Origin of the sequence: Flavobacterium sp. UBA5153, from assembly GCA_002413745.1 — a bacterium.
Taxonomy (GTDB): Bacteria; Bacteroidota; Bacteroidia; order Flavobacteriales; family Flavobacteriaceae; genus Flavobacterium.
On the sequence record DHXP01000063.1, the window covers coordinates 12596 to 27230 of the forward strand.

Consider the following 14635-nt stretch of genomic DNA (forward strand, 5'->3'; position numbering starts at 1 on the left):
AAATGGATACAACTATCATAACCAACAACTTTAAATCCGAAGAATATTTCATTAATATGGGACCACAACACCCGGCAACTCACGGAGTTTTGCGTTTGTTGTTAACCATTGACGGTGAAATAATCAAAAAAGTGGAGCCGGATTTAGGATATATACATCGCTCCATTGAAAAAATGTGCGAACGAGACAGCTATCAGCAAATTGTCCATTTAACCGACAGAATGGATTATTTGTCTTCGCATATCAATAACGAAGCTGTTTGTCTGACTGTTGAAAATGCACTTCAAGTTGAAGTTCCAGAACGTGTCAAAGTCATTCGAACCATTATTGATGAATTGACAAGAATTGCTTCCCATACATTGTGGTGGGGCGTAATGGGAATGGACGTTGGTGCTTTGACCACTTATTTTTACGGTTTTAGAGATCGTGAAATGATTAACGATATTTTTGAAGAAACTTGTGGAGCTCGTTTGACAATGAACTACAATATTCCCGGCGGATTGATGTTTGACATTCACCCGAATTTTGTAAAAAGAACGAAAGAATTTATCGCCCATTTCAAAACAAAACTTCCTGAATACGACACGCTTTTGACCGGAAATATAATTTTCCAAAAAAGGATGAAAGGTGTAGGGATTTTGACAAAAGAAGATGCCATTTCATTTGGCGCTTCTGGTCCGGTTGGTCGTGGTTCCGGTTATTCTTGCGATGTGAGAAAACACCATCCTTACAGTGCGTATGACAGAGTGACTGTCAACGAAATTTTAAAAACGGAAGGCGATTCTTTTGCCCGATACCAAATTAGAATTCTAGAAATGTGGGAATCAATGTCGATAATAGAACAATTGATTGATAACATTCCTGAAGGGGATTTCAAAGCCACTACAAACGCCGTAATCAAATTACCCGAAGGAGAATTTTACCAAAAAGTGGAAACCGCAAGAGGCGAACTTGGAGTTTATATCATCAGCACGGGAACAAAAAATCCGTATAGACTTAAATTCCGTTCACCAGGATTTTCGAACCTGTCTTTATTAAATCATATCGCCGTTGGTGGAAAAATTGGGGATTTGGTGGCAACGATGGCAACCCTAGATCTTGTAATTCCTGATATTGACCGATAAAATTAATTTTATGAACATCACAAAAAATATTCACGAATGGCTTTTTAGCCTGATGCCAGAAACAACGGCAAGTATCGTACAAATGGTATTGATCGCTGTCGTTTACCTAGCCATTTTTGCAGTTGCAGGTTTGTATTTGGTTCTACTCGAAAGAAGAGTCGCTGCTTGGTTTCAATTACGACTTGGCCCAAACAGAGTTGGTTATCAAGGTTTATTACAAACTATGGCCGACGCCATAAAATTGGTTTCCAAAGAATTGACAGGAACAATAAAAGCCGACAAGTTTTTATACAATTTGGCTCCTTATTTTGTTATCATTTCAGCCTTAATGGCATTATCACTTTTTCCTTTTTCCAAAGAATTTCAAGCTTTTGACATTAATATCGGTATTTTCTTTTTAGTTGCGATTTCCTCCATTGGAGTTATCGGAATATTATTGGCCGGTTGGAGCAGCAATAACAAATTTGCAATGATTGGCGCGATGCGAAGTGGAGTACAAACGATTAGTTATGAACTTTCCGTTGGATTATCATTGTTAACAATGGTTTTAATGACGGGCACGTTACAACTTTCAGAAATTGTCGAAGTCCAAAAACACGGCTGGCTTATTGTCCAAGGACACATTCCTGCAATTATTGCCTTTTGCATTTATATGATTGCCGGAACTGCCGAAACGAACAGAGCTCCTTTTGATTTAGTTGAAGCCGAATCAGAATTAGGTGCCGGTTTCCACACGGAATATTCGGGAATGAAGTTTGCCTATTTCTTCTTGGCTGAATTCATTAATATGTTCATCATCGCAGCAATTGCCACCACCATATTTTTTGGAGGCTATTTATCTCCTTTTGGAATAACAGAATCTATTCCTGTGTTGGGCGTATTTTGGTTCTTGGCAAAAACATTGGTACTTATTTTCCTAATGATGTGGTTCAGATGGACGTTTCCTAGATTGAGAATCGACCAACTTCTAATATTGGAGTGGAAATATTTACTTCCGTTAAACTTGCTCAACTTAGTATTAATGGCTTTAATCGTTTTGTTTAAATTAACCATTCATTTTTAGAAATTATGAGTTATTTTTCAGATATATATAATGCAATAAAATCACTCCTTATGGGAATGAGTGTTACCGGAAAGTACTTTCTTCACGCAAGAAAAGGTGCCATAACACAACAATATCCTGACAATAGAGACACTTTGAAAATGTTTGAACGTTTTCGTGGCGAAGTGGTTATGCCTCACGATGAAAACAACGAACACCGTTGTACGGGTTGTCAAAAATGCGAATTGGCTTGCCCAAATGGAAGCATCGAGATTATTTGGGACAGACAAATTGATCCTGCAACTGGCAAAAAGAAAAAGATGATAGACCAACATATTTACCATTTAGGAATGTGTACAATGTGCAGTTTATGTATCGAAGCCTGCCCGACCGATGCCATTAAGTGGGCACAGAATTTTGAAAATTCTGTTTACGACAGAACCTATCTAACAAGAGTTTTAAACAAACCAGGGTCGAAACTAATGCCTGGTGTAGAAGATTAATCTTATGGAAAAAATTGTATTTTATATCTTGGCAGTACTAATGATTGTTTTCGCAATTGCCTCGGTAACGAGTCGCAAAATGCTACGATCGGTTGTTTATTTATTGTTCGTACTTATTGGAATCGCAGGAATTTATTTTCTAATTGATTATAATTTCTTGGCCGCCATTCAACTTACCGTTTACGCAGGAGGAATTATAGTACTGATTATTTTCTCGGTGCTTTTGGTTCACCACATTGAAATGGAATTGGAAATGGCAAAAAGATCCAAACAAATCCTGACGGCTTTGGCTTGTTTGATTGGACTTGGGGTTTTCTTGACCACCATTTATTCCAATGAATTCAAGGTCGTTGAAAATTACAAAACAACATCAGTTTCCGATATTGGAATGGGACTTTTAAGCTACGATGCAGGCGGATTCATTTTGCCATTCGAAGTAATAAGTATCCTGTTATTAGCCGCAATGGTTGGAGCCATAATAATTGGAAAAGGAGAAAAACTAACTAAAAACGACGAAACATTATGATAGCCGGAATTAGCATCTATGAAATTTTTACCCTTACTTCCATCCTATTTTTTATAGGGATTTATGGGTTTATCACAAGAAAAAACTTGATTTCAATTTTAATTTCAATTGAATTAATATTGAATGCATCAGCGGTAAACTTTGTTGTCATCAACAAATATTTATATCCAGATGTGTTGCAGGGCATTTTCTTTTCGATATTTATTATTGCCGTGGCAGCCGCCGAAACCGCTCTTGCCGTCGCAATTATTATCAACCTATATCGACAAATTAGCTCTGTGGAAGTGAAGGACACTGAAATTATGAAGTATTAATATTCTGAAAATATGAACATATCTTATATATTATTTATTCCGTTGATTCCACTAGCAGTTTTCTTGCTTTTGGGGATTTTCAATCAACAAATCAAACCCGCAGTTTCTGGATACATCGGCGTTTTGGGATTGTCAATCTCGGCTGCACTGTCCTATTTTGCGGCTTACCAATACTTTTTCGTCAGTGGAAAAGTGGATGGAGTTTACCAAACTTTTGTCGAAAAAACCGTGTGGATGAACTTTTCCGATGCTTTGCACATCGATTTGGGAATTTTGGTTGACCCAATATCTGTAATGATGCTCATCGTGGTTTCAACTGTGTCCTTAATGGTTCACATTTATAGCCGTGGTTATATGAAAGGCGATGATGCTTACACCAAGTTTTTCGCTTATTTATCGCTTTTTTCTTTTTCAATGTTAGGATTGGTATTGGCAACAAACCTTTTCCAAATTTATATGTTCTGGGAATTAGTGGGTGTTTCTTCCTTTTTATTAATTGGTTTTTATTACACCAAACCTTCAGCGGTGGCAGCTGCAAAAAAAGCCTTTATTGTTACTCGATTTGCCGATTTAGGTTTCTTGATTGGAATTTTGATTATAGGGTATTATGTTGGCACTTTTGATTTTCAAACTTTAAATGCTGTTAATCCAGAAGGGGAAGGTTTACTTCTAAACTGGGCATCTACCTCCTTTATGGGATTGTCGGTAATTACTTGGGCGTTGATTTTAATTTTTATGGGAGGCGCAGGAAAATCGGCAATGTTCCCATTACACATTTGGTTACCAGACGCAATGGAAGGGCCGACACCGGTTTCTGCATTGATTCACGCAGCAACAATGGTTGTCGCCGGAGTATTTTTAGTGGCACGTTTATTTCCAATGTATTATTTCGTTGAAGGTGGATTTGTATTGAACATTGTAGCTTATGTGGGAGCATTCTCTTCCTTATTTGCCGCAGTAATCGCAATTACCCAAACGGATATCAAGCGAGTTTTAGCTTTTTCTACAATGTCACAAATTGGTTATATGATGTTGGCATTGGGTGTTTCTAGTTATAAAGGGGAAGAAGGCGTTGGTTATATGGCGTCAATGTTCCATTTGTTTACTCACGCAATGTTCAAAGCCTTATTATTCTTGGGTGCAGGTTCCGTTATTCACGCAGTTCACAGCAATTATTTGAAAGATATGGGAGGTTTGCGCAAGTATATGCCCATCACAAATATTACCTTTTTGATTGCAGCTTTGGCAATAGCTGGAGTTCCACCTTTTGCAGGATTTTGGAGTAAAGACGAAATCTTGGTTGCAGCCTTTGAAAAAAACGAATTGCTTTATTTCATCGGACTTTTCGTAGCCGGGCTTACCGCATTTTATATGTTTAGATTATACTTTGGAATATTTTGGGGTAAGGATACAAAATACCATCATCCACCTCACGAATCTCCAATTTCAATGACATTTCCTTTACTTTTCTTGGCATTAATGAGTATTGTTGCAGGACTTATTCCTTTCAGCGAATTCATAACTGCTGACAAAGTTGGGTTTGAAGGTCATTTAAATTATACAATGGCCGCAGTTGCTGTGGGAACTGGATTAATAGGAATCATCCTTGCTTGGATTTTCTATAAAAAAGAAAATGACTTGGCCGAAAAGTTTGCCAATGCCTTTGGGGTATTTTACAAATGGACTTACAACAAATTTTACTTTGACGAAATATACATTTTCGTCACCAAAAAAATAATATTCAATCTCGTAGCCGCTCCTATTGCTCTGTTTGACAAGAAATATGTTGATGGTACAATGGAAGGAATCGGAAACAAAACGGTATGGATTTCAAGGAAAATCAAAGGAGTTCAATCCGGAAGATTACAAGATTATGCCTTTTCATTTGTTGCCGGGGTTGTAATTTTAGCATTGGTTTTTATTTATTTATGGACAAACTAATAGATTAATATGGATATTTTATCACTTTTTATCATTGTTCCCGTACTAACAATTTTAGCTTTGGTTTTCACCAAAGGATTAAAACAAGCACGAATAACTGCGATGGTTGGCAGCTTGATTCAATTGGGAATGGCTATCAACTTGGTGTTTTCTTATTTCAAGGAAAGAGCCGTTAACGACAGCATTATGTTGTTTACCAAAGATATGCTTTGGTTTAAAAATTTCAACATTCATTACGCCATCGGGGTTGACGGTATTTCAGTCGCATTATTGGTATTGACTTCAATAATCGTTTTGGCAGGTGTTTTTATTTCCTGGAAAATGGAGGATTTACCCAAGGAATTTTTCATTTCATTATTGGTTTTATCAACAGGAGTTTACGGATTCTTCATTTCGATCGATTTGTTTACGATGTTTGTATTCTACGAAATCGCCGTGATTCCAATGTATTTGTTAATTGGAATTTGGGGATCAGGTCCAAAAGAATATTCGGCGATGAAATTAACGCTAATGTTAATGGGAGCTTCTGCACTTTTGTTGGTTGGAATCTTGGGAATTTATTTAAATTCAAATGCAGATGGAGGCGCATTAACTTTCAATATATTGGAAATTGCCAAAGTGCATATTCCATTTGCAGCACAAAAAATATTTTTCCCTTTGACCTTTTTAGGCTTTGCCGTTCTTGGAGCTATGTTTCCATTTCACACTTGGTCTCCTGATGGTCACGCCTCGGCACCAACAGCAGTTTCAATGTTGCACGCAGGTGTTTTGATGAAATTAGGAGGATATGGAATCTTCAGAATCGCTATGTATTTGTTGCCATTAGGAGCAATTGAATGGTCTTGGTTTTTTATAATTCTAGCGGCTATTGGTGTTGTTTATGGCGCTTTTGGAGCGATAAGACAAACCGATTTAAAATACATCAATGCATACGCCTCGGTTAGTCACTTAAGTTTAGTTTTGTTTGCTTTATTGACACTCAATAAAATTGCCTGGAACGGAGCAATACTACAGTCCCTTTCACACGGATTGTTAACCGCCTTATTTTTCGCATTAATCGGAATGATTTACGGAAGAACCCATACCAGGGACATCAATAAATTGGGAGGTTTAATGAAAATCCTGCCTTTCATTGGTGCTGTATATGTAATAACTGGTTTAGCTTATTTAGGGTTGCCTGGATTCAGCGGTTTTGTGGCCGAGATGAATATTTTTGTAGGTGCTTTTGAACATCCCGATATGTTCCACCGAGTACTTACAATTCTTGCAGTTTCATCAATAGTCGTGACAGCGGTTTATATTTTAAGACTGGTTGGAAAAATTATGATGGGTCCAATAATCGATGAACATCACAAAGATTTACCAAAAGCCACTTGGTATGAAAAAACAGGTGTCTTATTGTTACTGATTCCAATTATTGGAATGGGAGTTGCACCAATATGGTTAAGCGATATGATTATGGCAAGTTTGCAACCGTTTATAAAAGGAGTATTAAAAATCTAAAATAGATAACCAAAATGAATTTCAATAGTTTTATAATAATGAGACAAGAAATTTTCCTATTGGCAATTATATTATTGTTAATTGTAGGCGAAATTTTCATACCTAAAAGCAAAAAAAATTACATCGTACACTTAGCCTTATTTCTGTTTGGCATTCATACCCTTGTAGGCTTTTTCGGTGTTGAGGAAACCAGTTTGTTTGGCGGAATGTTTCGCACCAATGAACTGATTCATCTCTTCAAAAATGTGCTTAATGTGGGCGTATTTATATTGTTGCTTCAATCTGCCGATTGGATTCAAGAAAAATTAGTACAAGACAATAAAGGAACCGAATTTTTCATCCTTATGTTTTCATCCCTTTTAGGAATGTACTTTATGATTTCGGCGGGTGATTTTCTAATGTTCTACATTGGGCTGGAATTATCTACTTTACCTGTTGCAGCATTGGCAGCTTATGAAACTTCGAAAAGAATTTCAAGCGAAGCCGGTGTTAAATTCATTCTTTCGGCAGGATTGGCTTCAGGAGTTTCATTATTTGGAATCTCATTATTGTATGCGGCAACCGGCTCGATTTATTTTGCAGATATCATTGGGGTCATCACTTCAAGCAACTTGACAATATTGGCTTTTATCTTGTTTTTCTCGGGATTGGCATTCAAAATATCGTTAGTTCCTTTCCATTTTTGGACAGCTGATGTTTATGAAGGAGCTCCTATTAGTGTTGCTTCCTATTTATCGGTAATCTCAAAAGGTGCCGCCGTATTTATTTTGATGATTTTAATGTTTACCATTTTTAAAACATTGATGCACGTTTGGGAAAACATCATTTATGTAATAGCCGTTGCCACAATGTTTATTGGTAATCTATTTGCTATTCGACAACAAAATATGAAACGCTTTTTGGCTTTTTCATCGATTGCGCAAGCCGGTTTTATATTGTTGGGATTAATTACGGGAACACAATTAGGAACAGCAACAGTCGTGTATTTTGTATTGGTGTATATATTTTCCAACTTGGCTGCATTTGGAGTGGTACAAGCTATCTCGTTACAAACAGGAAAAGAAAACAGGGACGACTATAATGGTTTGTACAGAACGAATCCTAACTTGAGTCTCGTGATGATGTTGGCCTTATTCTCTTTAGCAGGAATACCGCCTGTGGCTGGATTTTTTGGTAAGTTTTTCTTATTCACCGCTGCCGCAAGCAAAGGATATTACTTACTCGTATTCTTGGCAGTTGTCAACGTAACCATTTCCCTTTACTATTATTTATTGGTAGTCCGAGCAATGTTCATTAGAAAAAGCGACGAACCTATTCCGTTTTTCAAAAACAAAATTTATATGCGTTTGGGATTAATAGCAACCGTTTTAGGTATATTGATACTTGGTTTATACAGTCCATTATACGATTACATTTTTGAATTAAGCAACGTTTTTAATAAATAAGTTATGGCATCATTAGACGGAAAACATTCATTTGGAAGCATCGGAGAAACAAGAGTCACTTTTGTCGAAAAAGGCGTTGACGAAGGCCGTAAAGATTTCTTAAAAAAACTATTGGAACACAATGGCTTTGAAGTTATACTCGAAGAAGAAAAGAAAAAAGCGGAAGAAGATCCCCAATTATATACCGTGGCGGTAACCGATATGGTTTTTAACCCTACCACCTATATTTTTGAGCGAAGACTAAGAACTTTGGATGGTCACAAGGTAACTCAAGACTACTGGTTTCAAAGAACTGAAGATACTAACCCACATTATTGGAAGAATTCATAGAAGGAAAAACAAATTTTCCTAACCCCGTTGGTTCTAATTCAATTGTATATTTTTTTTAACACATAGAAACATAGATTCTATTCATTTTATAAGACATTTCATTTCATCATAGTAAACCATAGCTATGCGAAAACCAAGAATTGGTCTATCACATTCTTTTTTCTATGTTTCTATGTGTTTAAATTTTAATTATCATTCAGGATTTCAATTAATTTACCCAATTGGGATTCCTTATTATATTTTATCTTAATTTTATACTGATAATTAACCAACCAAATTGGGAAATTATCAGTATTTTTTTTGTAAAATATAAAAACCAAATTATGAATTTATTTGAAAATTCAAATGATTGGGACGAAAAATTGGCTCCAATTCTAAAGAAATACAAAGGCCGAAAACACCCGTTGGACTATCATAATTTGTACCAATTGGTCGTAATGGTTGTCCTATCCGCCCAGGACTCCGATGCTAATATCAACAAAATTGCTCCTGCTCTATTTGAGGCTTATCCCAATATGGAAAGTCTGGTCGTTTCGAATGTAGATGCATTGATTCCTTTTATCTCCAAAGTCAGGAATTTTGGTACCAAAACCAATTGGATTCTGGAAATCGCTAAAACCATTAAAAAAGACGAGAATATTCCACTCACGATGGATGGTTTGACGGCTCTAAAAGGCATCGGACGAAAATCTGCCAATGTTATTATGCGTGGAGCTAATGTTCCAGCAGAAGGAATCATTGCCGATTTACACGTCATTCGTGTCGCTCCCAGAATTGGATTAATTCCCGAAACCAAAGACGGCCTCAAAGTCGAAAAACAACTGATGCAAGTACTGCCAAAAGCAATTTGGGGAGAAATTGGTATGGCGATTTCGTTTCTGGGAAGAGAAATTTGTAGACCACAACCCAAGTGTGAAGAATGTCCTATTAATGGGGTTTGTGGATATTATAATGGATTAAAATAATATTAAAATCCATTATTACAAAATATGTCATTCCTACTAAACTAAACCAACAGATTAAAATCCGTTGCTACAATACACATCGTCCCTACGGCACTTTCACATAAACTCACAAGAGCCATCGGCTCGAAACATTTTGTAAGGCTGGACTTTAGTCCAGTTACACGAATATAACAGATATAAAAAGAGCCATCGGCTCGATACATATTTGGGTTTCTAAACGGTTTTTATTTTGTGGGTATTAAAATGTTGTAAGAAATAGGGAATTATAAAAGATTCAAACCAATACAGAAATAAAAATTCCCTTAACTCTAAAATCAACTAAATTATCTGAATCTAATTCTATATTTTCATATTCTAATTCAAAAGATAATGGTTTCAAGGTTATGGATTTATGTAACCAATTTTCTGTCGTAATATTTTTTTTACTATGATATTCTTTTACAGTATATCCTGAACCAAAATCTACATCTTGAATATCAGTACTTTCGACTAAAACAATTTTACCTTCTCTGCTACCTCCATTATCTTTTTGAAACAAACAGTAAGAACCATTTGGAATTACTTTATTCATTGAATCTCCAACTACTTTACATACAAAATATCCCTCTTTTACTGTTGTATTAAAAGGAAGTTCAATCCACTCAAAATCAGAATGCACTTGTAAATCGCTAAATGAGCCTGCAGCAACTGAAATGTTCACTAATGGAACTGAATTAACATAAGGTTTTACTTCTTCAAAAGGTAATACTCTAAATGGAAAGTTCTTTTTATAAACTGTAATGTGCTTTTTTAAATAGTTTCTTAAATTAATATCACAAGCATAAACAAAAGTTCCTCTAATGCCTCGATACATTATTGTTTTATAAATGTTGATAATGTAAGATTTAAGATCTTCTTTATTTAAAACACCTCTTTTCCCATTTTTATCAAAATACATCTTTGAATCAATTTCAATTTCTTGTGTCAATTCATTAAACGTTATTTCCTTTCCAAAAATAACTCCTGTATAATTTAAATCATATCCTTGAGTGGTATGAATACAGCCAACTTCTTTAAAAGCATTTGGTGAATTAACCCAATCCTTTGATGTTTGATTCCATTGAAATTGCAAACCATCAATTTCGATATCCATTGCTTTTTTATCTTTTTCAGATAACCAAGGCCAAGAATATCCAGCAACTAATCGACACAAACCATTTATATCTTCTTTCTTTGCAAGTTCACTATAAAGATCTTTAAGCGAATCAAAAACAATTAACTCATAATCATTTGGTGAATAAATATTTTTATCCAACCTATTTACACAAAGTAATTGATCTACAAAACGGATGTAATCATTCCCTCCTTTAACCCTCATTTGAGAAGTTAGCTCAATTTTTAAGGTGTTATTTTGATTTAAAAGTTCGGTAAATTGATTTTCATTAATATCTGAAGGTTTTACTGATTGAGCCGAATCATAAAAGAAAATTTGGTTTTTACTATTGGCAATTATCCAATCTAACTCGTTACCACTATCGTCTAATCCTAACTTTTGATTGTTTTTTCTAAAAACACCCATCCAGCCAATATTTTTATATTGGCGCAAGCGATGTGCTTCATCGATTATCAATAAATCATATTGCTCTTTAAGTTTAAAAGTTTCAGATGGATTTAAAACCATAGAAGCCTTTAAACCTGGAATTTTTTTAAACACATTTTGCAACGATTCCCTAAGTGAAGTCATCGCGATTACCAACCCGATTTTTGCATTTGGATATTTTTTTTGAAAAGCCTTGATATAATTTATTTCTCTGAGTTCTTCATCATTGGCATCGTCTAAATCTGAATCTGAAATATCAGAATTCAGCAATTTAATTAAATAAGTAGCTAGAATTGTTTTTCCAGTTCCTGCGCTTCCTTTTATAAAAATTCTATTGGATTCTTTTTCGCATAATCCGTCAAGAATATCAAGTACAGATTTGTATTGGTCTTCGTTTAATGATTTATAGGGTGAATATTTGAAAAGTTCCGAATTTTCTATTTCCTCAAGGGATTTACTAACTACCTTTTTTTCAATTAGTTTATTCCATATTTCTTTAAAAAGATCTTTATACAAATCTTGTTGGTAATAATTATGATTTATTAAACCATAATTCCCATTTTTAAGTTCATAAGTCCCTTCTGAAGTAATATATTGTATCAAATTTGATTCAATATCAAGAGTTGCAGATTTATTGAATTTATCGCTTCCAATTATTGAAATTTTTGTAAACTCATTTGCTTTTTTTGGATTTGCAAGGTGGTTTTTAATTCTACTGTAAGCATTTGTAGATTCTCCGACATATGCAACTCGTTTTGATTCATTTTGAATAAAATAAACCAAAGGCCATTGACTTTTAACCCAAAGATTTTGCTCTATTTTATGTAATGAATCTTTATTAAAATCGTATTGTTCAGAAATCTCAATTGACAATTCAAATGATTCCATCATAACTCATTATATTTAGTTGCATTTCCCTTTGCTTTGTCTATTGGATATTTTTCTGAGTTTTGTTTAATCTTTTGAAGCACTATTTCTTCGACATTCAAATTATATTTTTCAGCCAATAAGAAAGCATAAGCAAAAACATCTGCCAATTCTTCTTTTAGTTTATCAACATTTACATCTTCCGCGTTTTTCCAAAGAAACAATTCATTTAACTCCGATGATTCTATGGATATTGCTAAAGCCAAATCTTTTGAATTATGAAATTGTTCCCAATCTCTTTCGTTTCTAAACTTGATCAACTCACTAATAATACGTTCAATAGATTCCATCTTATTTTGGTTTATGCATTGTTGTCGCCAGTTTGTATTCTTCATCAAAAGGCAATTGCAGTTGAGAAACCATTTCGGGCAGAGCCAACATCCAACTTACGTAGTAGTAAGCTAAAATATGATAACCTGAAAATCGTTTATTTGCTATACTGCCAATAATATAATTCTTTTGGTTTGGATCAAACCCTTGTGTTCCTTGCATTGCTATTTCAAAAGCTATTTTCTTTATTGTATCAACGGGCATATCCTGAAAATACTGTAACGCATCAACCATAAACATAACAACAGCCATATTTAGACCAATCTCTTCCTGTGTTTTTTGGAATTTTTCCATTTCCCTTTCTTTAAAAGGGTCTTTTTCTTCAACTCCAAATGGGTCTTTCCCAAAATTTGTCATAAAAGAATCAATATCACTTCCTTTGCGGTATTGCTTTTCGTTTACAAGCTGAAAATATTGATCTATCTGCAAATCTTCAGCCCAATGCAAAACCAATTCAAATTCTTCGCCCGGTTTTCTATTGTCTTTGTATTCCAAAAACTCAATGTAAAATTCTTCAGATTTTCTTAACTCTGCTGGTGTGGCGTTAAAATCTTTTATGAAGTCTATACCAAAAAGTGCTTTAAACTGCAAAGCATTAACTAAGTTAAAAATTTTGCTTTTTGAGATTATCATTGCGGGTGAAAGGTCTATGACACTTTTATCAGTTACTGCCTTCAAACCCTCTTGAATCAAGGCATAAAGAGATACAAATTGATAGGGACGCAACTCAGTAAATTCATTGTACAAAAAGTCTTCGATAAACAAATCAATGGGCGTATTGTATGCTTGTAGATTCATACCATCAAACATTCCATTACAAAAATTCGAAATAGCATCTTCGGAAATTGCCATTTTCTTAAGTTTAATAATGCTAGGCTGTAGTGTTTTTATAAAAGCATTTCTATGCTGTTGTGTAGATGTGAATAGTTGGTTTAATTCGGCTTTCCTTGCCTGAATCACAAAATCCAAATGTACCAATTCGTGCATAATCAAATGTTCTACCGCTGGGTAATTTGGTTTGAATCGTATTAGATGTTTTAATCTGTCGTAATTTTCGGCAAATTCAATCTTGGCAGCAGTTGGTATTTCACTATCTTTAATAATATCAATGTCAGTACCCCCTTCTAATTCCAGTTTGTGACGATATTCCCGGAATATTTTTTTACCAACATCTGAAGTTATTATTCGATTTGAAATTTCAAAAATCTGTTTAAACGAATTTTGATATAGTACATCTTTATTCTTGTTGCATTTTATTGCTTGAAGAGTACTATAAAAAGCAGATTGCAAATCATTCTCCATTTCGGCTATCATACCTAAAGCAAAATGAGTATTTGGATAATCACTATTAATCTTCATAGCCTCCCAAAAATATTTTTTTGCTTCATCTAATTTCCCTTGTTGCATAAGGTTTGCTCCAATATTATTGATTGTAATACTGTCATTGGGATTAGCCACTAAAGCTTGGTCATAATATCTCATAGCAGTGGGAACATCATTTTTGAATTTCGCAAAAATATTCCCCATCATCAATAATGCCCAATTGTTCTTGGAATCCCAACGCAAAGCGTCAATCAAGCAATTGATGGCTTCTTCCTGATTGCCTTGATCCGAAAGTATTTGTCCCATAATTCGATGGAATTCCGAATTCGTGGGATTATTTTCGATAAGTTTTTCTAGGATGGGTTTTGCCTCTTGGTAGTTCCCTCTTTCACAAAGGGCAACCGTTTTGTGGTAATTTGCTTCTTGGGCAAGAATAGTTGGAGTATCTATTTCTATCGTAACCCAATCATCTGTAATGGAAACTTTTGGGGTAAAGGGACCAAAAGTATAGTATTTTTCTAATTCACTGATTAGTAATGAATTACCCCCCCCCCCGACTAATTTCGGGAAAATGGTAAATAGGAAATCGTCAATTTTATGAATAATCTGCATTCTAAATTTAGTTTTAATTTGGGACACAATCCCTTTGTCATTATACAATAAAGACAAATATAACCAAAAATAAAAAAGCAAAGGAATCATTCCAATTCAATTTTACAGATTGTTTGAAAATATAAAATATTTCAAAACAAACATAAACCAAAAAACCCCATTCCGATAGGA

Annotated in this window: 13 protein-coding genes; 10 read left to right on the forward strand and 3 right to left on the reverse strand. The window is 34.7% G+C overall.

Annotation, left to right across the window (positions count from 1 at the left end):
- Nucleotides 1-2: 2 nt before the first annotated feature.
- The 10 genes from B2145_RS12760 to B2145_RS12805 all read left to right on the forward strand — a co-directional run bounded on the left by B2145_RS12760 (nt 3) and on the right by B2145_RS12805 (nt 9693).
- Nucleotides 3-1124, forward strand: coding sequence for an NADH-quinone oxidoreductase subunit D (locus tag B2145_RS12760; protein WP_291102904.1), 1122 nt, complete (start codon nt 3-5; stop codon nt 1122-1124).
- A gap of 10 nt (nt 1125-1134) precedes the next feature.
- Nucleotides 1135-2187 carry an NADH-quinone oxidoreductase subunit NuoH gene (gene nuoH, locus B2145_RS12765; protein ID WP_291102905.1) on the forward strand — a complete coding sequence of 351 codons (1053 nt, stop codon included), beginning with the start codon at nt 1135-1137 and terminating at the stop codon, nt 2185-2187.
- Between the two features lie 5 nt (nt 2188-2192).
- On the forward strand, nt 2193-2669 hold the full coding sequence (locus B2145_RS12770; RefSeq protein ID WP_291102906.1) for a 4Fe-4S binding protein: 477 nt from the start codon (nt 2193-2195) through the stop codon (nt 2667-2669).
- Nucleotides 2670-2673: 4 nt separating this feature from the next.
- Nucleotides 2674-3195: an NADH-quinone oxidoreductase subunit J gene (locus B2145_RS12775; RefSeq protein WP_291102907.1), complete on the forward strand. Its 522-nt coding sequence runs from the start codon at nt 2674-2676 to the stop codon at nt 3193-3195.
- The gene (gene nuoK / locus B2145_RS12780) at nt 3192-3509 is read left to right on the forward strand and encodes an NADH-quinone oxidoreductase subunit NuoK (RefSeq protein ID WP_291102909.1); all 318 of its coding nucleotides are present in this window, start codon (nt 3192-3194) and stop codon (nt 3507-3509) included. The genes B2145_RS12775 and nuoK overlap by 4 nt, the downstream gene beginning before the upstream one ends.
- A 12-nt stretch (nt 3510-3521) precedes the next feature.
- The gene (gene nuoL, locus B2145_RS12785) at nt 3522-5450 is read left to right on the forward strand and encodes an NADH-quinone oxidoreductase subunit L (RefSeq protein WP_291102912.1); all 1929 of its coding nucleotides are present in this window, start codon (nt 3522-3524) and stop codon (nt 5448-5450) included.
- Between the two features lie 9 nt (nt 5451-5459).
- Nucleotides 5460-6953 (forward strand): complex I subunit 4 family protein, encoded by a 1494-nt coding sequence (locus B2145_RS12790; RefSeq protein WP_291102915.1) that lies wholly within the window; start codon nt 5460-5462, stop codon nt 6951-6953.
- Between the two features lie 38 nt (nt 6954-6991).
- Entirely contained in the window at nt 6992-8398 is a 1407-nt protein-coding gene (locus B2145_RS12795; RefSeq protein WP_291102917.1) for an NADH-quinone oxidoreductase subunit N, read from the forward strand.
- Nucleotides 8399-8401: 3 nt separating this feature from the next.
- Entirely contained in the window at nt 8402-8728 is a 327-nt protein-coding gene (locus B2145_RS12800) for a hypothetical protein (protein ID WP_291102919.1), read from the forward strand.
- A 323-nt stretch (nt 8729-9051) separates the two neighbouring features.
- Entirely contained in the window at nt 9052-9693 is a 642-nt protein-coding gene (locus B2145_RS12805; protein ID WP_291102921.1) for an endonuclease III domain-containing protein, read from the forward strand.
- Between the two features lie 274 nt (nt 9694-9967).
- Here the strand turns inward: B2145_RS12805 and B2145_RS12810 are convergent, their stop codons facing one another.
- The 3 genes from B2145_RS12810 to B2145_RS12820 are packed head-to-tail and all read right to left on the reverse strand — an operon-like array spanning nt 9968 to nt 14464.
- Nucleotides 9968-12163: a DNA/RNA helicase domain-containing protein gene (locus B2145_RS12810; protein ID WP_291102923.1), complete on the reverse strand. Its 2196-nt coding sequence runs from the start codon at nt 12161-12163 to the stop codon at nt 9968-9970.
- Nucleotides 12160-12489, reverse strand: coding sequence for a nucleotide pyrophosphohydrolase (locus tag B2145_RS12815; RefSeq protein ID WP_291102925.1), 330 nt, complete (start codon nt 12487-12489; stop codon nt 12160-12162). The genes B2145_RS12810 and B2145_RS12815 overlap by 4 nt, the downstream gene beginning before the upstream one ends.
- A gap of 1 nt (nt 12490) precedes the next feature.
- Complete coding sequence (locus tag B2145_RS12820) at nt 12491-14464, reverse strand: tetratricopeptide repeat protein (RefSeq protein WP_291102927.1); 1974 nt, start codon at nt 14462-14464, stop codon at nt 12491-12493.
- Nucleotides 14465-14635: the final 171 nt, after the last annotated feature.